Origin of the sequence: Enterococcus sp. AZ067 (assembly GCF_051715005.1) — a bacterium.
Taxonomy (GTDB): Bacteria; Bacillota; Bacilli; order Lactobacillales; family Enterococcaceae; genus Enterococcus_D; species Enterococcus_D casseliflavus.
This window is the reverse complement of sequence record NZ_JBIOSY010000001.1, coordinates 1,666,495-1,686,428: the sequence shown is the minus strand read 5'-3', so window position 1 is coordinate 1,686,428 and position 19,934 is coordinate 1,666,495. Positions and strand designations below refer to the sequence as shown.

The following is a 19,934-nucleotide window of genomic DNA, read 5'->3' as shown; positions in this document are numbered from 1 at the left end:
AATCTATTCTGTGCTTTCCCCCTACTTTCAAACAAGTGAAAATTTCCTGAATCATCAAATGTGCCTATAACATTTTTCTATTCATTTCAAATGCATTTCCTTGTGGTCACCTTTAATACTACGCTCTTTTTCCGACTCATTTTATCTTGTTTTAAAAGAATGTTTATGAATTAGGATAATTGTCTGATCATTGGACGATTGCCCCCAATCATGCAACCTTCCTTCTGTATCAAAAGCACGTTTTCAGCAAAAAAAAGCCCCTTCTTATTCATTTGGATAAGAAAGGACTTTCTACGATCGTTCAATTAAAAAGATCAGCCTTACGTACAAAGTTGCGCATACCTAGACAGTCTCGCGGGAAACAGCTCTTACATCAAACTCTTCAATTCGACGTCTGGGTACTTATCTGCGAACCAGCGCATCGCAAATTGGTTCTCAAACAAGAACAATGGCTGGTCGAAACGGTCTTTCGCTAAAATGTTACGACTGGAGCTCATACGCTCATCTAAGTCTTTCGGATCGATCCAGCGAGCGATCTTGTGGCCCATTGGGGTCATAATGACTTCGGCATTGTACTCATTCATCATGCGGTATTGGAAAACTTCAAATTGCAGTTGCCCGACAGCACCGATGATATACTCATCACTAAGATACGTCTTGTACAACTGGATAGCCCCTTCTTGGACCAACTGATAGATTCCTTTGTGGAAAGATTTTTGCTTCATCACATTTTTTGCAGTGACTTTCATAAAGAGTTCCGGAGTAAACGATGGTAGCTCTTCGTAAGCAACTTTTAGTTTTCCTTCATAGATCGTATCGCCGATTTGATAATTTCCCGTATCATAAACCCCGATGATATCTCCAGCGACTGCTTCTTCAATATTTTCTCGGGTATCTGCCATAAATTGTGTCACATTGCTGAGTTTCATTTTTTTGCCAGTACGCTCAAGTGTCACGTCCATGCCTCGTTCAAAGGTTCCTGAACAAATACGGACAAAGGCGATCCGGTCACGATGGGCAGGGTTCATATTTGCTTGGATCTTGAACACAAACCCAGACATTTCTGGTTCATAAGGACTGACTTCATCACCAGCCAAAGTTTTGTGACCGTAAGGCGCTGGTGCAAAGGACAAGAAGGTTTCCAAAAAGGTCTGCACGCCGAAATTCGTAAGGGCGGAACCAAAGAACACGGGTGTTTGATCGCCTCGTGCGATTTTTTCTGTATCAAAGGCATCACCAGCTTCTTGCAACAATTCCACTTCTTCTAAAACTTGTTGGAACAGCCCATCTTCGGCAAATGGATGATCTGCAGGAAATTGTCCATTTTCATCTAGGGCAACTAAACGTTCCCCACCGTGATTGTCTGGACGATAAAATTCGACCCGTTGGTTATGGATATCATACAGTCCTTCCAAGCCTTTTCCCATGCCGATCGGCCAATTCATTGGAAATGATTCGATCTCTAAAAGATCTTCTAGTTCTTCTAATAATTCTAATGGTTCGCGGCCATCACGGTCGAGTTTATTGATAAAGGTAAAGATCGGAATACCGCGTTTTTTAACGACCTGGAAGAGTTTTTTCGTTTGCGCTTCGATCCCTTTTGCGCTATCGATCACCATGACCGCACTATCCACCGCCATCAAGGTACGGTAGGTATCTTCAGAAAAGTCCTCATGCCCAGGGGTATCTAAAATATTGACCCGTTTGCCTTGGTAATCAAACTGCATAACAGAACTGGTAACGGAGATCCCCCGTTGTTTTTCAATTTCCATCCAGTCGGACTTTGCGAAATTCCCAGTCTTTTTCCCTTTGACCGTACCAGCTTGGCGAATCGCGCCACCGAATAATAATAATTGTTCTGTGATGGTTGTTTTCCCCGCATCCGGGTGGGAAATAATCGCAAAGGTACGGCGACTATCTACTTGTTGTTTTAATTTTGGATTATCCATTGATTTTATTGCTCCATTTCTTGTATTTACAATGCGAACAGTGATCATTTTAGACTGTCGCTAGTTTTCTGACCAAATCAGTATATCATGGATAAGGGTGATAAAAAAGCAAAAAAAGACAAGAACCCCCTTTGACTACTCTCTTTTACAGAGTTAGGCAAAGGGCGTTCTTTCCATTTGATGGAAATAAATTAAAATGCTGGCAATAAGGTATCGCTATGGTCGTTTTCTAAAAATTCGCGAACTTTATCGCTAGTCATGGCACGGCGCAAAACGGCGATTTTTTCAGAATCTTGATTGTCTTCTCGAGCAACCAATGAGATAGCAAAGCGATCATCGATCGTTTTTTCTAAGAAAAGGGCATCGGCTGGTTTCAAACCGATTTTCGCAATATAGGTTGGGTAGTTGTATACCAAGGATACATTCGGTTCATCATAGGCTTCCGCAAGATTCAGTAAATCAACAGATAACCATTCAAAGTTTTTGGGATTTTCGGTAACGTCTTTAAGTGTTCCATTAACACCAACGCCATCTTTGAGAGTAATCAACCCTTCTTCTGCTAAAATCGCTAATGCTCGACCTTCATTGGACACATCATTCGGCAATGCAACTTTCGTTCCTTCTGGAATATCATTGATATCCGTATACTCTTTGGAATAAAAACCGACTTTTGCATTGTAGATTTTATCTAATGCCACTAGGTTTGCATCTTTTTCTTCATTATACATTTGCATATATGGTTCATGTTGCGCAAAGTTGGCATCGACCTCGTCATTATTCAGCAGCTCATTGTACTGGATATTGTCATTGACTTGGACCAACTGGATTTCCCAGCCATCTTCCACTGCTTCCGCTGCAACCTTTACGACATCGGTCATTGGTGTCGTTTGCGAAGCGACCTTGATGATTTTCTCTTCGCTCGCCTCATCCGAACTCGTACCGCAAGCCCCCAATACACCTAATGCCAATACACTCAATCCTAAAACAAATCTTTTTTTCACTTTCATTCCTCCTATTTTCGTTTATCAAGTTTTCTTGCTGCTTGATTGCCAATCCCTTGCAGGATAAAGACCAAAAGAATCATGATGATAATTGCAAAATACATGACGCCATATTCATAGCGTTGATAGCCATAGCGGATCGCAAAATCGCCGATACCGCCGCCGCCAACGATCCCCATCACCGTCGAATAAGAAACCATACTGACTGCCGTCGTCGTTAAAGATAAAATCAAGCCGCTTCTAGCTTCCACCAGTAAAAACGACCAAACGTATTGCCATTGACTGACGCCAAGGGATTTCGCCAAGTAAGAAACTTCTTCTGGGACATCCAGCAGTACTTGCTCCGTCAAACGAGCAAAAATACTCATAGCAACGATGCTCAAAGGGAAACTGGCGGGAATTGGTCCAAATGAGCTACCTAAAAGCATTCGCGTCAGTGGAATCAAGGCTACGACAAATAATAGAAACGGAAATGAGCGGATAATCGTCACAACGAGATTCAAACCCTCATAAAGAAATGAGATTTTTTTCCCACGACTGCGGCTAAGAAAGAGCCAGACACCTAGCGGTAGTCCTAAGACAATGGCTGCGAGCATCGAAATCCCCATCATGATCGCTGTTTCTTTCAAAGACTGAAGTAATTCAGGTAAATAATACAAAATACTCTCACTGATCGTCATGCAGCAAACTCCTCTCCACTTTGTCCACATAAGAGCTTTCTTTGCGGACAATTGGCTGCGGATGATTGACAAATTCCGCCGCAAAGACGGCATCTTCCAATACAAACACACGTTGACAAATTTGTCTGACTGCGGTTAGCTCATGACTAACGAAAATGACTGCTGGCTGAAACGTCTGTTGAACTTTTTGCAGTAAAGCAAGTACATCCGCTTTGGTATCTTCATCCAGCGCACTGGTGGGTTCGTCACACAATAAAACTTTCGGCTCACGGATCAACGCTCGCGCAATAGCCACTCGTTGTTTCTCCCCACCGCTCAACTTGGCTGGATAGATGTCGGCTTTGTCTTCCATCCCAACAAACGAAAGCATCTCCAACACCTTCTCCGATGATTTCCCCATTAACTTCAAGGGCAAGTAGACATTTTCAAAAACGGTTCGATTGTGTAACAGATTGTAATTTTGAAAAATCATGCCGATTTCCTGCTGCGCATGTAGCAGCTGCTTTTTGTTAAAGGGATCGATTCGTTTCCCGTCAAAGAGCAGTTCCCCACTGTCAGGTGTCTCAATTAAGTTCAAAAGCCGAAGCAACGTTGATTTCCCTGAGCCGCTTTTGCCGACGACCCCAACGATTTCCCCCGGCTGAACAGCAAAAGAGAGACCATCTAGGACGTTTCGATCGTAACGCTTTGTGATGTTGATCGCTTCTAACATCTTTTTCCTCCTAATCAAACAGCAACGCAAGAAATTCAGCGTTAGTCATCTGATGGATAAATTGCTCGATGGCAATATCCTTTAGCAAGTGGCTGATGGTGTCTTGTTCAAAATCAATACCTTGCAGTATTGATTCAAGTTCACTGATCTCTTTTTGTCCAAAAAAATCACCGGTAATTTGAATCGCTGCAATCTTGCCTTTGTTGACAGTAAAATCGACTTCAACGATCCCAACCTGCGCAAACCGCTTTCTTTTTTGCCATTCAAAAGCAGGCGCTTCATTAAAAATCCACTCATTGTTCGCGTAACGTTCTTCAAACAACGTTTGGATTGCTTGGCGATCCGCATCCGTCAAGACGATCTCTTGCTCACTGATTTCATCAATCGATTCTACTTCATAGATTCGGCAAAGGAGTGTATCTCGAAATGCCTTGGTATCCATTGATTGGTATTGTTCTGCCAAATACGGTTTAATATTCGTCACACTTTTCCGTACGGATTTCGTTGCTTTAGAGGCAATTTTTTCTTGGGCAACGTGTAGGACTTTTGTTAATTCTTCTAGATCCACATCATACATCAATGTGCCATGAGAATACGTTCGACCTTTTTTTGTATACATCGCATTGCCAGAAAACTTTTTCCCATCAATGAACAGATCATTGCGGCCATGTACTTCTACCTCCTTGGCTCCCATTGCCGCTAAGCCTTTCATGATCGGTTGTGTTGCACTTTGGTAGTCACCAAAACTCGTGGCATCTTTTTTGGTGACAAAACTAAAGCTCATGTTGCCTAGATCGTCATAAACTGCTCCACCGCCAGATGTCCTGCGAGTCAACACGATATTGCGACTCCTTAAATAGTCAAAATCAATCTCTTGATACGCATTTTGATTTCTGCCGATTATAACACATGGTTTTTGTATGTATAACAGAAGACAAGGTTCTGAAACATCTACGTTATTCATTAAATACTCTTCAGTTGCCAAATTGTAACGGATATCATCACTAAGCATACGGTAAAATTTCATTTCAAGCCCCTCGTTCTCATTAGATTTCTATGGATATTCTCGCTTTTCTTACGGAAAATTGCAATCAAACTGCTTAACGATAAGATACACGTGTTTTTTTATCTGTTTTCAAACTGTATTATTGATTAGATTTATCGTAACCGTTTCTTACAAACAAATCAAGGGGAATAAGTAAAAAAAAGGAACAAAAAAGACCAAAGCAGATGCCTTGGTCTTTCTCATTTCATTCATGCGTAACTTTAACGGCGAGGCTCATCTTCCTCAAAATCTTTGCGGAAATAGCGGCGTTCTTCTTCTGGTTCCACTTCGCCTTCTTCTGGATCATGGAAGATTACACGGATCTTCAAGACACGTGATCCTTCCATTTCTTCAGAAATCAATTTCACGTTATCGACTTCAAAGGAAAGTTTTTCTCCTTCATCTGGAATCATTCCTAAAGCAGTGATCAGGTAGCCTGCCATCGTATCGACGTCGCTCATATGCAAGCTCATATTGAAAGCTTCATTGAAATCATCGATCAGCATCCGACCTTGGATCACGTATTCTTTATCAGAGATTTTTTCATAAAGCTCTTCGACCTCATCGGATTCATCATCGATCTCACCGACGATTTCTTCAAGCAAGTCTTCTAATGTAACTAACCCAACGACTCCGCCGTATTCATCAAGCAAGATCGCCATTTGGTTTTGGGTTTTCTTTAATTCATAAAGCAAATCATCGATAAAGACTGTTTCTGGAACAAACAGTGGTTCTTGCAAGATCTGCTTGATGTCCATTGTTTCAAAGCCGTATTTGTAGGCACATTTCAAAAGATTTTTGGTATGCAAAATCCCAACGACTTTGTCTTTATCTTCATTATATACAGGAATACGAGAATAATTTTCTGCTAAAATTTCAGTCAAAATTTCTTCTACTGAGTCATTGATATCCACCATAAAGGCAGAGGTTCGGGGAACCATGACTTCACGGGCGACTTTCGTATCTAATGAAAAGATCCCTTGCAGCATCTCTAATTCATCTTCTTCGAAGACTCCTTCTGTCTCCAACATATACCGCATTTCATCACGGGTCATCTTTGTGTCTTCATCGTCAAATTCCATTGGAGTGATCCGCGCCAATAAGCTTGTTGAAGCAGATAAGAACCAGACGAAGGGTTTTGCAATAATCCCGATCGTTCGAATCACACCAGAAGTGAACTGGGCAACTTCTTCTGATTTGTTCATGGCGATACGTTTTGGATACAACTCACCGAAAACGATCGACACATAGGTCAAGATCGCTAAAACGATAATGTTCGCTAAGCTTTTAGCCGCCGTTCCCCCACCTAATAAAGGTGCCAGACGGGTCGACAAGGTATCTGCCAGAGATGCCCCAGATAAGATATTCACCAAGGTAATCCCAACTTGGATCGTTGACAAGAAATTTGTTGGATTATCAATGATTTTCAATAATTTTTGTGATTTGACATTTCCTTCTTCCGCTTTTTGCTCCACACGGTTTTTGTTGACTGAGACGACTGCGATCTCAGAGGCCGCTAGAAAAGCGTTGATCAATGTCAAAACGATCAATAATAAAATTTGCGCTAGAAGCGACTGACTCTCGGGGTCAGCATTCATAATAGCATTCTCTCCTTATTTTTTCATATTCTAAAAAAAATCGTGGGCTTAGCCCACGATAAAATCCTATCACAAAGTTTTTTTCTTTGCAATAAAAAACACCAGTCATTGATTATTCAATCAACCGTTCCTGATTTTTCTTAATTTTGTCATCTTTGATTAGGCGAACAATAAAGACGACAATCGTTCGGCAAATCGCATAAAATGGCACACCTAAGAAAATTCCTAATAAACCAGCTAGATTACCAGCAACTAATAAGACCAAAATGATCGTTAACGGATGGATCGCCAATGATTTTCCGATCACATTCGGGTAAATAACATTTCCGTCTAATTGTTGGACGATCAGAACCACGATACAGCATAGTAGCGCTCGGAAAGGTTCATCAAAGACCGTCACTAATACCGCCGGAATCAAGCCAAGATAAGGACCTAAATATGGGATCAAGTTCGTAACCCCTGCGATCACACCGAATAAAAAGGCATAATTGACGCCAATCATCCAGTAACCGATGAAGGTGAAGGTACCAACAAAGATACATTCGATCGCTTGCCCACTGATGTAGTTGGACAATGTTTTGTTTAGGTCGCCCAGCAAGCCAACGATCTGCTCTCGTCTTCTTTCTGGAAAGACAGTTTTCAGATTAGGAACCAGCTTTTCCCCATCCTTCAGCATGTAAAACAAGATAAAAGGTACGGTCACGATGATCATTGTTGCGGAAGCGATCGTACTGACGATCGATCCTAAACTGGTGGATAATCCACTAAGAAACTGCTGTAGCAATGAGCCGTAAGAAAGATTTAGGTTTTCTAATTGCTGGGCGATATCGATTTGTTTGAAGAATGGATCATCTGCGATTCTTGAGATCCAGCTCTCCATATTCTTGGCAAATGTTGGAATATTTTCTGCCAATGAAGAAATCTGACTCACCAAATTAGGAATAACACTGACGAAAATCAAGATGATGGCTGCTACTAATAACAATAGAACCAATATGACAGCAAACAGTCGTTTTATTTTTGTGGTTTTCATCAAAAATAGGACGATTGGATTTAGCAGATAATACAGAAAGCCAGCAATCAATACTGGTGCAAATAAAGTAGAAAAAAACGTGCCGATCGGTGCAAATAGAAAATTGACTTTACTTAACACAAACACGAGTGTCACTAAAACCAATGCTTCCAATGACCAAAAGAACAGTTTTGATTGTTTGAATTTGTCGAACAAAAGATTCCCTCCCTTTTTTATAACATTATAGTTGATTTTGTAAAAAAAAGCTTGCGACTTTAGCCGCAAAAAAAAGAAATTTGTAAAAAAAGTGGTATACTAATAAAAATAACGGAGAAATCATAGCTGAGGTGAGTTTTTTTATGCATATCGCACAAACAAAAGATACGCTAAGTGAGATCTATTTGGCGTCATTGAAAATACGAAATCAAGTGTTCGTGAAAGAGCAAGGGGTTCCATTAGCATTAGAAGTAGATGAAAATGAGGCATTGGCTGTTCATTTCGTCTTATATGACGATGACAATGAAGCAGTCGCAACCTTACGTTTTTTACCGATCTCTGATCATGAGGTGAAATTACAGCGAATGGCGGTGCCAGCTGCTCATCGAGGTTCAGGCTACGGCAGGCAGTTGATCGAGGGAGCGGAAGCTTTCATTCAAAAACAAGGAATCAAAAAAGTCACGTTAGGGGCACAGTTAACTGCCAAAGAATTTTACTTGAAGTTAGGCTATCAGCCTGAAGGCGATGTTTTTTTAGACGCGGATATGCCCCATATCAAAATGAGCAAAACCTTTTAACGAGCAGTGATTACTTAAAATAGCGACCACAAAACAGATCCTTCCTCTGTTTTGTGGTCGCTGCTTTTTATTCCTCTGCTTCAACGATCTCTTCAATCGCTGTCAGCAACGCTTGCGCCACCCTTTGAGCATAGCCTTCACTTGTAATCACCGCTAAATCAGTGTCACTGTTCAAATAGCCTAACTCCAACAAAACTGCTGGAATATATTGCTCTCGTAAAACATAATAGTTACCAAAACGAGTGCCGTTGGAACTCAATGCCACTGAACTACTCAAACTGGAAGTGATCGTTTCTGCCATCTCTTTTGCCCCAGTATAGTAATAGTAAGTTGTCAGTCCTTGATTGCTGTTTGGTAGCTCTGAATTGTCGAAATGAATGCTGATAAATAGATCTGGTTCCTCCGAGAGTGAAGCTGCAGTAATTTCAGACAGCGCTAAATAGCGATCTTCGGTGCGTGTATAACTGACTTGAATTCCCGCTTGGGTCAGTACTTCGCCGATCGTTTGGACGGTGGCTAACGTCAAATCTTTTTCCATGATCGTTTGATCCGTTGACAGTGCCCCAGAATCTTCGCCGCCGTGCCCCGCATCAAGAACGACTTTAAAGTCTGACAATTTTTTTGGAGTCTCCGAAAGTGGAACTTCTTGGATGGATGCAGAATGCTTTTCAATGTAACCCGTTATTCCATCGTCTGTTTGGATTTCAACCATCTCTTCTGTTTGACTAAGTACGGTTGCCCAACTTCCACGGTGGATCTTCCCGATGACGGTTTCTTGACTTGTTGTCTGATAGATCGATACATAATCGTTCTCACTTTCAATCGCTGCATCGTATTCTGAGGGATCCACGTAAATTTGGACCATGCTTGCCGTTTGAGCGACCTCTTCTGCTTGAGCGTCCGACTCGGTTTGAGCCGTGCTTTCTTGGGTCTCTTCTTGAATAAAATGATCATTTCTCAACACGGCAAAACCTGCCGCAAAAAGTAGAATCATGGTAGTACCGATAACAAGCTTCCCTTTTTTCTTCATTTGCTTCCCCCACTTTTTTCTTGGTCTTTCTATCATGGGACTAGCAGCTTAAACAGAACTTAAAGGCAACTGCTAGAAGCAACCCTCTCACAGCACAAAAAAACTTCAACCGAAATGGTTGAAGTTTCTCGGGAAAAATGAGCGATCCGACCCATTTCACTTATTTTTGAGACAACTGCTTGTAGCGATCATACCAAATGTCCACATACCCTTGCGAAAAGGGTCCTTTGCCATTATTGATCCAATCTACTAAAATTTTGACATTTTCTTTCAAGATAAAATCAATGTCTTGCGGATATTGCATAATCTTACTGTGCAATTCATACTCATCCACATCTAGTAAACGTTTCTCGCCATCAGGAAATACTTTGATATCAAGGTCATAATCGATATATTTCAATGCCTCTTCATCAAGTAAATACGGTGAAGCAAGATTACAATAATAGGAAACCCCCTTTTCTCGAATCATTGCAATAACATTAAACCAGTATTTTTTATGAAAATATACAATTGCTGGTTCACGGGTAACCCAGCGTCTTCCATCTGATTCGGTCACTAATGTATGATCGTTGACCCCTATCACTGAGAATTCACTGGTCTTTAAGACCATCGTATCCCGCCACGTTCGATGCAAATTGCCGTCATGTTTGTAGCTTTGAATGCTGACAAACTCTCCTTCTTTTGGAACTCGCATAGCAACCCTTCCCTCAGCAAGAAAACTTGCGTTTTGTTTGGGTGTTCATTACACCGACATCGTTAATATTATAGCAATAAAAGAAAGCTTTGCCTAGAAATCTTTATCGAGTTTCTGATATTTCTTTAATTGATCCACCAATTTCTGCTGGGGTTTTGGGAAAACATAGTTTTGAAAGGATTCTTTTGCTGCCCATTCGCTGTCTTGTAACGTGAGCTCTCCACGTTTTCTGCCGTAAAATAAAAGGACGTGCCATTTCAAATGACTAAAGATATGAGTGATTTCGCCAAAATGTCGTTTTTGCCAAACGACAGGCAGATCAGGAAAAATCTCGAGCGCATCATCTTCGGCAATCAAATCCAACTGCAGCTGCTCCTCTTTTGCCCATGTTCGCTGCAGAGCCTCGTACTGTTCTTTCGTCACTTCTACCAAAGGAAAATGCCACATAGAAGCCAATAAGCCTGTTTCAGGTCGCTGCACGAGTAAAAACGAGCCTTGATCTTCGATGGCGCCTGCGATGTAATAGACATCTTTTGGCTTTGCTTTTTTCGATTTCACTGGAAAGTCTGTTTGTCGATTCTCCGCATAAGCAAGACAATACTGACTGATGGGACACTCTTCACATTTCGGTGTAGTGGGTGTACAGATTCGTGAGCCAAGATCCATCAAGGCTTGATTAAACTCACCAGGTTCATCGGGGGAAATGATTGTTCTCATCGCCTCGTCAAATGGTCTTCGGCTGCTGGCTTTCGCAATATCTGCTTCGATACAAAATAACCGACTGACGACCCGCATCACATTTCCATCGATTGCCGGTTCTGGCAAGCCAAAAGCAATACTGCCAATCGCTCCAGCTGTATAGGGACCAATTCCTTTTAATGAGCGAATCTCTTCAATTGATTGGGGCATTTCTCCGTCGAATTCGGCAACGATTTGCTGGGCGGCAGCCTTAAGGTTACGGGCACGAGAGTAATAACCTAAACCTTCCCAAACCTTTAAAAGCTTTTGTTCTTCGGCTGCCGCCAAGTCTTGGATCGTCGGGAATTGTTCCATAAAACGATAGAAATAGCCAATCACTGTTTCCACTCGTGTTTGTTGAAGCATGATCTCTGAGATCCAGATTGCATACGGATCGTTGGTCGCCCGCCAAGGCAGATTGCGTTTTTCTTTATGATACCAAGTTAAAAATGTTTCTTGGAACGTCTTGATTTTTTCTTCATCCCAAGTTTCCCATTGCTTACTCATCCATTACTTCCTCATCTAAGAATCGTTGTATATCATCGATGGCAAACCCTTTTTGATAAAGGCCTTGCTTGATTTTCATTTTTCGTTTCATCAACGGTAACCGCTGATGCCGCCGCATAAGTCGGGCCCCTTCTCTTTGGAGCGCTTCATTTTCTTGGTCCTCATCTTTTTCCATCGGTAATTCATCCAAAATCATCTGAATGACTCCTTGATGAAAACCTTTTTGCATCAAATGCATTTTTATCTTTTGGATCATTTCTTTATGGCTTTTGTTGTGAAAACGACGCATCGCTTTTTCAGCCGTATGATAACCGACTTCAAACTGCATTTCCTCGGTATACAAAGGCAATACTTCCTGAATCACGGAATCTTTTAATCCTTTTTTTCTCAATTGCTGACTGATGACCACGGGTCCTTTATCACTCATACGGACTTGGGTGCGAATGTAGCTTTCTCCGTAGTTTTTGTCATCGATCAAATTCAACTCTTTCAGACGTTCAACGACTAAGTCTCGGTCTTGTTTTTCGATTTCTTTGTCTTTCAAATAGGTACGGACTTCCATTTCAGAACGCAGCTGATAGCTGATATAGTTCATGGCTTGCTGCAATCCTAAATCAAACCCCGCACTTTTTTTGATTTCTTTTAATTCTTCTTCACTCAGTTCCTTGCCTTTTAATAGCCGAAAACGGACCAAAAGATCTTCTGAGACCCGCAGCGTTTCACCTTCTGATGTCGCCACTTCATAAAATGGTCCTTTTCCTTTATTGATACGAATAATTGTATTCATCTTCTTCACCTCGCGAACGTACATTCTATTTTACCACAACTACGATGAAATTCCTTCTAATCAAGCTGAAAAAATGTGGTAAAATGAACTGACTATTTTTTTTAAGGAGTTCACATGGCAAATACACAAGTCCAGCTTGGACAAAAACTACAACTAACGATCAAACGCTTGGGGATCAACGGAGAAGGCATCGGGTATTACAAAAAGCTGATCATCTTTGTTCCCCGTGTTCTACCGGGGGAACAGGTCATTGCCGAAGTCACCAAAGCATCTCCCCGCTTTGCTGAAGCTAAGATGACCAAAATCATCAAGCCAAGCAGCGATCGCATCCAACCACCCTGCAAGTTTTACGACCGGTGCGGCGGCTGCCAATTGCAGCACTTAGTCTACGACAAACAATTAGACTTCAAAAAAGACCTATTGAAACAAGCACTTGAAAAATTTAAGCCAAAAGGCTACCAACAGTTTGAACTAAGGGATACTTTAGGCATGGATGTTCCTTGGCATTACCGCAACAAAGCACAATTTCAATTGCGTTACAACAGTCAAACCAAACGAATCGAAGCGGGTTTATACGAAATGGAGTCTCATCGCTTAGTCGCCATTGATGATTGCCTCGTACAAGAACAAGATACGCAAAAAGTGATCAACGGCATCGTCCAATTGTTGAATAAATACCAGATCCCGATTTACGATGAACGCAAGAACAGCGGGATTCTACGGACATTGATGGTTCGTATCGGGATCGCGACTGGCGAAGTTCAAGTCGTGTTTATTACCAACTCTGTCAAACTGCCGCAAAAAAATGCGCTGATTCGCGAGATCAATCAGCGCTTGCCGCAAGTCGTTTCCATCATGCAAAATGTGCAAAACAAAAAAACGTCCGTCGTCATGGGAGAGGAAACGATTCATCTTTGGGGCAAAGAAGCGATCGAAGAACGGTTGAATGAACTGACCTTCGACTTGTCCGCCCGCGCATTCTTCCAGCTGAATCCACAGCAAACCAGCATCTTGTATCAAGAAGGGTTAAAAGCCCTTGACTTGAGCAAAAATGAAACAGTCGTTGATGCCTATTGCGGTGTGGGAACGATTGGGTTGAGCGTGGCTCCTTATGCCAAAGAAGTCCGCGGCATGGACATTATTCCTCAAGCAATTGAAAATGCCCAAGAAAATGCACGCCGCATTGGTGCCCAAAATACCCATTATGAAACGGGAACTGCTGAGGAGCTCTTACCAAAATGGTTCAATGAAGGCTTCAAACCTGATAGCATCATTGTTGATCCGCCAAGGACAGGCTTGGATGAACGATTATTGCAAGCTTTGCTGAAACAACCACCGAAGAAGATGGTCTATATATCTTGTAATGTTTCTACTTTAGCAAGAGACTTGGTCCAATTAGCCAAAGTGTTTCACGTAGAATATCTGCAATCAGTAGATATGTTTCCACAAACCGCCCGCTGCGAAGTAGTGGTAAAATTGACTCGCAAATAATCATTCGCCTGACAAATCATCTTGTGATTTGTCAGGCGAATATTGTTTTCGTTGTCTTTTAAGCATAACGATTAATTGATTTGTAAGACGAGGACTTTCGTGGCAATAAAGGTGTCCCCTACTCGCTGCCCATAAAGACTTACCGATCGTTCAAGCTGCAGATCCGCACGTGACCCCTCCACGATTCGAGAATTATGCGATTGTGCATCATATAGAATTACTTTTATCTCAGTCTCGCTAGTAATCGTAAAGGATAATCTTTCCTCAGATGCAATCGCCATATCAAAGACTTCGCCGTCTTCCCCTGTTCCTTGAGAAATGTTCGTCAATTCCATCTCAAAACGATCACCATCAATAAGAATGAGTGTGCCCGTTTCATCTGCTTGTGCCAATTCCTCATTCGCTCGCTCTGCATCAGTCTGAGTCACTTGTTGCGCTTTTGTCTGATCGGTTTGATCGTGATTATTTTGGGTCTCGTCTCCACTTTGACTTGTTTGCGTTTGCGGCGTATTGATTTGGTTGTTGGTCGGTACGTTGTCGTTGTTTGTCTGTGGGTCATTCGCAGCAACACCACAACCACTAAGTAATGCCACAAACAAGATAATTGCTGTTTGTTTTTTTATCATAAAAAACACCTTCCTTTTATTCATAGCGTAATGCTTCGATCGGTTTTAATTTCGACGCTTTATAAGCGGGTAAGTAACCAAAAATAGTACCGATCAGCATTGAAAATGACACACTGATCAAAATGGATAACAATGAGATTGTCATCGGATACTCTAACAGACGCAAGGCGATCAGACTGATCAAAAGACCGACGATGATGCCAATCAGCCCGCCGATCACCGATAAAACGATTGCTTCTGTCAAAAATTGCTGCAAAATCACTTTACGTTTGGCACCCAATGCTTTCTTCAAACCGATCTCTCTGGTACGCTCTGTCACACTGACCAGCATCGTATTCATTACACCGATCCCACCGACGAGTAAGGAAATGCTAGCAATCCCCCCCAGTAAAATCATATTCGATCGATTGATATCATCGGTCATTTTCTGCACTTCATCATAGTTGCGGATGGAAAAAACAAAATCTGAAGGCGGAATACTCTTGGTCAATTCATGGCTGGCTTGAACGACTGCTGATTCTAAGACGTCCGCATTCGTTGCCTGAAACAGCACTGTTGGCCTTTGGTTGAGCTTTCCTTCGACGAAACTTTGGCTGCCTCGAGGGATGAAGACATATTTTCCTGACAGTTGCTCCGTGTCAGAAACAGCTACGCCAACGATGCGAAAGGGCGTCCCATTGATTTCGATCAGTTGATTGATAGGATCACGATAGGAGAAAAAAATTTCCGCCAAATCTTTCGTAATCACCGCAACTTGCTTTTGTGTCTGCAATTCGGTTTCAGTCATTGCTCTGCCAGCAAGGATCGTATGGGGCAAAATTTCAAAGAACCCGCGATCCATGCCTAGCACTGTCGTATCGGTTTGCTGGTCTCTATGGAAAACTGTCAGATTAGCTTCATAGAACAAGCTAACGTTCTTGGCGTGATCAATGGTCAGCAACTTTTGCAGCTCTCCTTCTGATAGTTGCGAGGCATAATCAGGCGAACGATCATTTCTGCCGCTTTCGCCCGCTAAAAAAGCACTTCTGGCGTCATATTCAATCCGCATCGAGTTAGTATCACCACCAATCAGTTGCTTTTTCATGTTCTCAGTATTTCCGTTGATGATACTCACAATGGAAATGATGGAGGCAATCCCAACAATGATTCCTAGCATCGTCAACAAGGAACGCAAACGATGCTGGTAGATTGCGTGAATGGCTAAGCGAATATTTTCGGTCATCTTGTGCCCTCCTCAACAACTTCACCATCTTTAATGACGATTTGCCGCTTTGCATAGTCCGCGACTTCTTGTTCGTGTGTAATCAAAACCACTGTTTTTCCTAGATGGTTCAGCTTAGTAAATAGCGCCATGATCTCATGACTATTAGCGGTATCTAAAGAACCTGTCGGCTCATCCGCTAAGATCACATTTGCTTCTCCTGCTAATGCCCGAGCGATCGCTACTCGTTGTTTTTGCCCCCCTGACAACTGATTGATCCTAAAATCGATCCGATCCCTCAATCCGACACTTTCTAAGGCGTGAATAGCTCGAGACGTACGTTCTTCCTGATTGACACCAGCATACAAGAGCGGTAAGGCAGCATTTTGTAAAACGGATAGTTTGGGCAACAGTTCAAAATTTTGAAACACGAAGCCGATTTTTTGATTGCGGATCTCGGACAGTTCATCTTCACTCAATTGACTGGTATTTTTACCATCGAGTAGATAGCTGCCCGTTGTTGGCGTGTCTAAACAGCCAATAATATTCATCAAGGTCGACTTGCCTGATCCTGATCGGCCCATGATGGAAACAAATTCTCCAGCATTGATTGTTAAGTTGATTTTTTTCAAAACGTGAATCTCACTAGTGCCCTGTGGGAACGTTTTGCAGACATCAATCAGTTGGATCATTTGGTCTCACATCCATTCCTTCTTGGATCCGAACTGTTGGGAAGACGAGCGCCACTTGCATATCCAGTTCACTTTCTAACAGATACATGGCATCATCCGTTTCATCTTCCATGATTTCCACGGATAGTTTACTGATTTTATGGTCCTCAACGACGTAGATGAAGGGCCTATCTTCTTCATAAAACACGAAAGATTTTGGCAGCTTGATCGCGGTTTGCTCTTCCTCAATGCGTTCTACAAAACAATGGATGCCAATACTAGGTGGCTCTTCACTTTCATCCAAAACGACCTCAAAACTAAATTGCGACAAATTGGGGTTTGCGCCTTGTTCTTCAACCACTACCGAAGGCTCTTTCATATCACCAACTCGGGTGATCTTTCCAGTCCATCGCTGACTGCCGCCATTACGGTCTCTAAGTTCAACCTTTTGACCAGGCTCAAGTTGATTGCGGCGAAATTCATCCACAGTCCCTTTTAAAAAAAGCCGACTGGTATCAACGATCGTCATAAAAGGATTCTCTGGGGCCGCTTCACTTGCGCTTCGATTCATTTGTCGCTCGTCCACGTCTTTAACGATTCCATCAATTTCGGCTTCCACGACGTCTGAGCCATGTTGCTCTTTGACTGAACGTAGTTCTAATTCTGCCCGTTCCAGCTCTAATTCGGCATCGCCAATGCTGCTTTCCAAGTTTTGCGCTTCTAGCAGTAATTGACTTTGCTGCATTTCCAAATCGGTTTTACGATCTTCCAGCCCTTCTTTGTCCTCTTCTTCCGCACTGGCAATTTTTTGTTTCGTCTCCTCCAGCTGATTCGTGACCTTATTGTATTGTTCCCATTTTTGATTCGTTTGCCGTCTTGCTTGTTCCACAGCTCTCGAGCGATTTGCCGTCGCCTGTTCTGCTTCTTTAATGGCCAAAGCCCCCTCAGGGTTAGAGTAAACAAAAAGAGCTTGCCCTGCTTTGACTTGATCCCCTGCCTCTACTTTTTTCTCAACAACTGATCCTCTTGAGCTATCCACCTTGACTTCAACCGTTCTTGCTGGGTCAACGACTCCTACTAAGTAAAAATCTGCTCTCGGTTGCAGATCTTGCAAAGTTATTTGAGTGATGGAAGGTTCTTCACGACGAGCAATCCCCCAGGCACTCGTCCAGCCTAAACTGCCGATGATCAGTAAACTACTGATGATCATGAAACTCTTTTTTGATTTGTTCATATGCTTTCTCAAACATCTCACCTTCCTGATTGGTTAATCGAATGACCACCTTTATTTAACCATTGAATCAATTTCCGTTTTGAACGTTTCTCTTAATATCCGCTGAAGATTTCTTAAGAAAATAGAATTTTTCCATTCTTTTTTTATTAATATGAAGAATTCTTAAGAAGAATTAGCTATTCGCTCTTACTCCTCTTTGCTATAATCAAGAAAGAATCAAGAACGAGTTAGAAAGGACTGTTTCATGCGTAGTAAATATTCTTCATTTGTCTTTTTTCTGGTTGGCTTCTTCTTATTGGTAGGAGCCTTATGGCTATTAAAGGAAACGAGACTCATTCAAATGGTGCTGGATAATTTTTTTTCAAACTTCGTTTTACAGGAAGTTGTGGAATCAAGTGATGGCGAAGGCGGGATGATCCTTGGTACATTTGTCGACTGGCGCCCTGTTAAACAATTGTTCTTGGCATTCTCCCTCTTTCTCGTTTTTGCCGTTACCTTGATTTGCTATTTTATCTATCATTATGTTTCAAGGAAAAAAATTGCAAGGATCGCCGAAGGAATTCAGCTCTTTTTCTCTCAATCGGAAGCAAGTTCGACGAGCAGCCTAGCGATCGATCATGAATTATTAAAAATAAAAGATTCGATGAACCGCAATGAGGCTCTTTTAAAGGAAGAAACACAGCGCACCAAGGACTTGATCACCTATTTGGCGCATGACTTAAAGACTCCCTTAGCTTCAGTGATCGGCTATCTCAACCTATTGTTGGATACGAAAAACTTGACCAATGAACAAATGACGCAATCCTTGACGATTGCTTTAGAAAAGTCTGAGCGTTTGGAAACGCTGATGAATGAATTTTTCGACATCACCCGTTTTAATCTGCAAGACATCCAATTGTATCAACGGGAACTTGATTTCGTCTTCTTACTGAAGCAAATCCAAGAAGAATTCTATCCGCTGCTGAAAGAAAAAGAACAAACCATCTGCTACTCTGGACCAGAGAGCTTGAAATTAAAAGCCGATAGTGAACAGTTGGCGCGAGTGTTAAACAATCTGTTAAAAAATGCCATTGCCTATGCGCCTGATCAAACCACGATCACAATGCAGCTAACCGTGGACGAACAAGCAGCAACTTTTATCCTAGCGAATCAAAGTGAGCCGATCGAACAAGAACAATTGGAGGCATTATTTGAAAAATTTTATCGTCTGGATCAAGCTCGTTCAACCAAGACAGGGGGAGCAGGTCTCGGATTGGCGATCGCCAAAGAAATTATTTTGGCACATCAAGGAACGATCCGAGCTGCTAGCAAGAACAATAAGATTCAAATGATCGTCACATTGCCTTTAGCGACAAATCAACATGAAAAAACGAGAAAGTCAGTTAACTGAAAAGGAAGGTCAATACGAGTGGAAAAGATACTTTTAGTTGAAGATGAAAAAGAAATTTCAGATTTGATTGCCTTTTATTTACGAAACGAAAATTTTTCTGTCATCACTTGTGCAGATGGGCATGAAGCTCAGGTACAGATCGAGCAAAACAGCTTTTCTTTGGCGATTCTTGATGTCATGCTGCCAGATATCACAGGCTTTGACCTGTGTAAAATCATCCGCAAAAAGCATCATTACCCAATTATTATGTTGACAGCTAAATCCGAGGAGATCGATAAGATCACTGGTTTGACAATTGGTGCCGATGATTACATCACCAAGCCCTTTCGTCCGTTGGAAGTGATCGCTCGGGTGAAAGCTCAGATACGCCGCTCGACTCAATACAACGGCTCAGATCAAAACAAATTGATCGTGAGGGAATTGGAATTAGATGTCAATAAGCGAAAATGTTTCTTGCAAGAAGAAGAACTTTCCCTGACGCCCATCGAATTTTCCATTTTAAAATTATTGATGGAGCGAAAAGGCCAAGTGGTAAGCTCTGAGGAAATGTTTCAAGAGGTTTGGGGCGAAAAATATTACACGTCTTCCAATAATACCATCATGGTCCACGTTCGAAACCTTCGGGAAAAAATGCACGATACCCACAAGAAGTCCTCTTATATCAAAACCGTTTGGGGGATCGGCTATAAAATTTAACACCAAAAACCGTCCTTTCATTGTACGAAAAGGACGGTTTTCTTGGGACTGAACACAAGCAAATCGAGAAACATAGAA

Annotated in this window: 19 protein-coding genes; 4 read left to right on the top strand and 15 right to left on the bottom strand. The window is 42.0% G+C overall.

The window, feature by feature from the left end:
• Positions 1-368: 368 nt before the first annotated feature.
• The 7 genes from IGI82_RS07950 to IGI82_RS07920 form a co-directional block, all read right to left on the bottom strand.
• Complete coding sequence (locus IGI82_RS07950) at positions 369-1,949, bottom strand: peptide chain release factor 3 (protein ID WP_005225872.1); 1,581 nt, start codon at positions 1,947-1,949, stop codon at positions 369-371.
• 191 nt (positions 1,950-2,140) lie between these two features.
• Positions 2,141-2,956 carry a MetQ/NlpA family ABC transporter substrate-binding protein gene (locus IGI82_RS07945; RefSeq protein WP_208773287.1) on the bottom strand — a complete coding sequence of 272 codons (816 nt, stop codon included), beginning with the start codon at positions 2,954-2,956 and terminating at the stop codon, positions 2,141-2,143.
• Between the two features lie 5 nt (positions 2,957-2,961).
• A complete protein-coding gene (locus tag IGI82_RS07940; protein ID WP_010748069.1) occupies positions 2,962-3,630 on the bottom strand; it encodes a methionine ABC transporter permease in 669 nt (222 codons plus the stop codon).
• Positions 3,617-4,342: an ATP-binding cassette domain-containing protein gene (locus tag IGI82_RS07935; RefSeq protein ID WP_438842016.1), complete on the bottom strand. Its 726-nt coding sequence runs from the start codon at positions 4,340-4,342 to the stop codon at positions 3,617-3,619. Before IGI82_RS07935 ends, IGI82_RS07940 begins: the two co-directional genes overlap by 14 nt.
• Positions 4,343-4,352: 10 nt before the next feature.
• Positions 4,353-5,369 (bottom strand): lipoate--protein ligase, encoded by a 1,017-nt coding sequence (locus IGI82_RS07930; RefSeq protein WP_438842015.1) that lies wholly within the window; start codon positions 5,367-5,369, stop codon positions 4,353-4,355.
• A gap of 239 nt (positions 5,370-5,608) precedes the next feature.
• Positions 5,609-6,985, bottom strand: a complete 1,377-nt coding sequence (locus IGI82_RS07925) for a hemolysin family protein (protein WP_005225867.1) — start codon at positions 6,983-6,985, stop codon at positions 5,609-5,611.
• A 112-nt stretch (positions 6,986-7,097) separates the two neighbouring features.
• The gene (locus tag IGI82_RS07920) at positions 7,098-8,213 is read right to left on the bottom strand and encodes an AI-2E family transporter (protein WP_077454400.1); all 1,116 of its coding nucleotides are present in this window, start codon (positions 8,211-8,213) and stop codon (positions 7,098-7,100) included.
• 143 nt (positions 8,214-8,356) lie between these two features.
• Here IGI82_RS07920 and IGI82_RS07915 point away from each other — a divergent pair, with 143 nt between their 5' ends.
• Entirely contained in the window at positions 8,357-8,791 is a 435-nt protein-coding gene (locus IGI82_RS07915; RefSeq protein WP_016610225.1) for a GNAT family N-acetyltransferase, read from the top strand.
• A 67-nt stretch (positions 8,792-8,858) separates the two neighbouring features.
• Here IGI82_RS07915 and IGI82_RS07910 read toward each other — a convergent pair whose 3' ends face one another.
• The 4 genes from IGI82_RS07910 to recX form a co-directional block, all read right to left on the bottom strand.
• A complete protein-coding gene (locus tag IGI82_RS07910; RefSeq protein ID WP_438842014.1) occupies positions 8,859-9,821 on the bottom strand; it encodes an N-acetylmuramoyl-L-alanine amidase in 963 nt (320 codons plus the stop codon).
• 160 nt (positions 9,822-9,981) lie between these two features.
• On the bottom strand, positions 9,982-10,515 hold the full coding sequence (gene ntdP / locus IGI82_RS07905) for a nucleoside tri-diphosphate phosphatase (protein ID WP_005225863.1): 534 nt from the start codon (positions 10,513-10,515) through the stop codon (positions 9,982-9,984).
• A gap of 93 nt (positions 10,516-10,608) precedes the next feature.
• A complete protein-coding gene (gene mutY / locus IGI82_RS07900; protein WP_016610228.1) occupies positions 10,609-11,760 on the bottom strand; it encodes an A/G-specific adenine glycosylase in 1,152 nt (383 codons plus the stop codon).
• Positions 11,753-12,547, bottom strand: a complete 795-nt coding sequence (gene recX, locus IGI82_RS07895) for a recombination regulator RecX (RefSeq protein WP_034858009.1) — start codon at positions 12,545-12,547, stop codon at positions 11,753-11,755. The genes mutY and recX overlap by 8 nt, the downstream gene beginning before the upstream one ends.
• Before the next feature lie 114 nt (positions 12,548-12,661).
• Here recX and rlmD point away from each other — a divergent pair, with 114 nt between their 5' ends.
• Positions 12,662-14,038, top strand: a complete 1,377-nt coding sequence (gene rlmD / locus IGI82_RS07890) for a 23S rRNA (uracil(1939)-C(5))-methyltransferase RlmD (protein WP_081117300.1) — start codon at positions 12,662-12,664, stop codon at positions 14,036-14,038.
• Positions 14,039-14,109: 71 nt separating this feature from the next.
• Here rlmD and IGI82_RS07885 read toward each other — a convergent pair whose 3' ends face one another.
• The 4 genes from IGI82_RS07885 to IGI82_RS07870 are packed head-to-tail and all read right to left on the bottom strand — an operon-like array spanning position 14,110 to position 17,770.
• Positions 14,110-14,664 carry a hypothetical protein gene (locus IGI82_RS07885; RefSeq protein WP_438842013.1) on the bottom strand — a complete coding sequence of 185 codons (555 nt, stop codon included), beginning with the start codon at positions 14,662-14,664 and terminating at the stop codon, positions 14,110-14,112.
• 16 nt (positions 14,665-14,680) lie between these two features.
• A complete protein-coding gene (locus tag IGI82_RS07880; protein ID WP_438842012.1) occupies positions 14,681-15,886 on the bottom strand; it encodes an ABC transporter permease in 1,206 nt (401 codons plus the stop codon).
• On the bottom strand, positions 15,883-16,557 hold the full coding sequence (locus IGI82_RS07875; RefSeq protein ID WP_438842011.1) for an ABC transporter ATP-binding protein: 675 nt from the start codon (positions 16,555-16,557) through the stop codon (positions 15,883-15,885). Before IGI82_RS07875 ends, IGI82_RS07880 begins: the two co-directional genes overlap by 4 nt.
• Positions 16,541-17,770 (bottom strand): efflux RND transporter periplasmic adaptor subunit, encoded by a 1,230-nt coding sequence (locus IGI82_RS07870; protein ID WP_438842010.1) that lies wholly within the window; start codon positions 17,768-17,770, stop codon positions 16,541-16,543. The genes IGI82_RS07875 and IGI82_RS07870 overlap by 17 nt, the downstream gene beginning before the upstream one ends.
• A 244-nt stretch (positions 17,771-18,014) precedes the next feature.
• On the opposite strand from IGI82_RS07870, the gene IGI82_RS07865 reads away from it, so the two are divergent.
• Together IGI82_RS07865 and IGI82_RS07860 are read left to right on the top strand one after the other, a co-directional pair.
• Positions 18,015-19,160, top strand: a complete 1,146-nt coding sequence (locus tag IGI82_RS07865; protein WP_438842009.1) for a sensor histidine kinase — start codon at positions 18,015-18,017, stop codon at positions 19,158-19,160.
• A gap of 18 nt (positions 19,161-19,178) precedes the next feature.
• Positions 19,179-19,856, top strand: a complete 678-nt coding sequence (locus tag IGI82_RS07860) for a response regulator transcription factor (protein ID WP_005225854.1) — start codon at positions 19,179-19,181, stop codon at positions 19,854-19,856.
• Positions 19,857-19,934: the final 78 nt, after the last annotated feature.

Excerpts from the sequence above, each read along its gene's own strand:
- mutY (WP_016610228.1), bottom strand. The coding sequence starts at position 11,760 with ATGAGTAAGCAATGGGAAACTTGGGATGAAGAAAAAATCAAGACGTTC.
- rlmD (WP_081117300.1), top strand. The coding sequence starts at position 12,662 with ATGGCAAATACACAAGTCCAGCTTGGACAAAAACTACAACTAACGATC.
- IGI82_RS07940 (WP_010748069.1), bottom strand. The coding sequence starts at position 3,630 with ATGACGATCAGTGAGAGTATTTTGTATTATTTACCTGAATTACTTCAG.
- IGI82_RS07935 (WP_438842016.1), bottom strand. The coding sequence starts at position 4,342 with ATGTTAGAAGCGATCAACATCACAAAGCGTTACGATCGAAACGTCCTA.
- IGI82_RS07945 (WP_208773287.1), bottom strand. The coding sequence starts at position 2,956 with ATGAAAGTGAAAAAAAGATTTGTTTTAGGATTGAGTGTATTGGCATTA.
- IGI82_RS07915 (WP_016610225.1), top strand. The coding sequence starts at position 8,357 with ATGCATATCGCACAAACAAAAGATACGCTAAGTGAGATCTATTTGGCG.
- ntdP (WP_005225863.1), bottom strand. The coding sequence starts at position 10,515 with ATGCGAGTTCCAAAAGAAGGAGAGTTTGTCAGCATTCAAAGCTACAAA.
- IGI82_RS07885 (WP_438842013.1), bottom strand. The coding sequence starts at position 14,664 with ATGATAAAAAAACAAACAGCAATTATCTTGTTTGTGGCATTACTTAGT.
- IGI82_RS07930 (WP_438842015.1), bottom strand. The coding sequence starts at position 5,369 with ATGAAATTTTACCGTATGCTTAGTGATGATATCCGTTACAATTTGGCA.
- IGI82_RS07865 (WP_438842009.1), top strand. The coding sequence starts at position 18,015 with ATGCGTAGTAAATATTCTTCATTTGTCTTTTTTCTGGTTGGCTTCTTC.
- IGI82_RS07910 (WP_438842014.1), bottom strand. The coding sequence starts at position 9,821 with ATGAAGAAAAAAGGGAAGCTTGTTATCGGTACTACCATGATTCTACTT.
- IGI82_RS07925 (WP_005225867.1), bottom strand. The coding sequence starts at position 6,985 with ATGAATGCTGACCCCGAGAGTCAGTCGCTTCTAGCGCAAATTTTATTA.
- IGI82_RS07870 (WP_438842010.1), bottom strand. The coding sequence starts at position 17,770 with ATGAACAAATCAAAAAAGAGTTTCATGATCATCAGTAGTTTACTGATC.
- IGI82_RS07950 (WP_005225872.1), bottom strand. The coding sequence starts at position 1,949 with ATGGATAATCCAAAATTAAAACAACAAGTAGATAGTCGCCGTACCTTT.
- IGI82_RS07875 (WP_438842011.1), bottom strand. The coding sequence starts at position 16,557 with ATGATCCAACTGATTGATGTCTGCAAAACGTTCCCACAGGGCACTAGT.
- recX (WP_034858009.1), bottom strand. The coding sequence starts at position 12,547 with ATGAATACAATTATTCGTATCAATAAAGGAAAAGGACCATTTTATGAA.
- IGI82_RS07880 (WP_438842012.1), bottom strand. The coding sequence starts at position 15,886 with ATGACCGAAAATATTCGCTTAGCCATTCACGCAATCTACCAGCATCGT.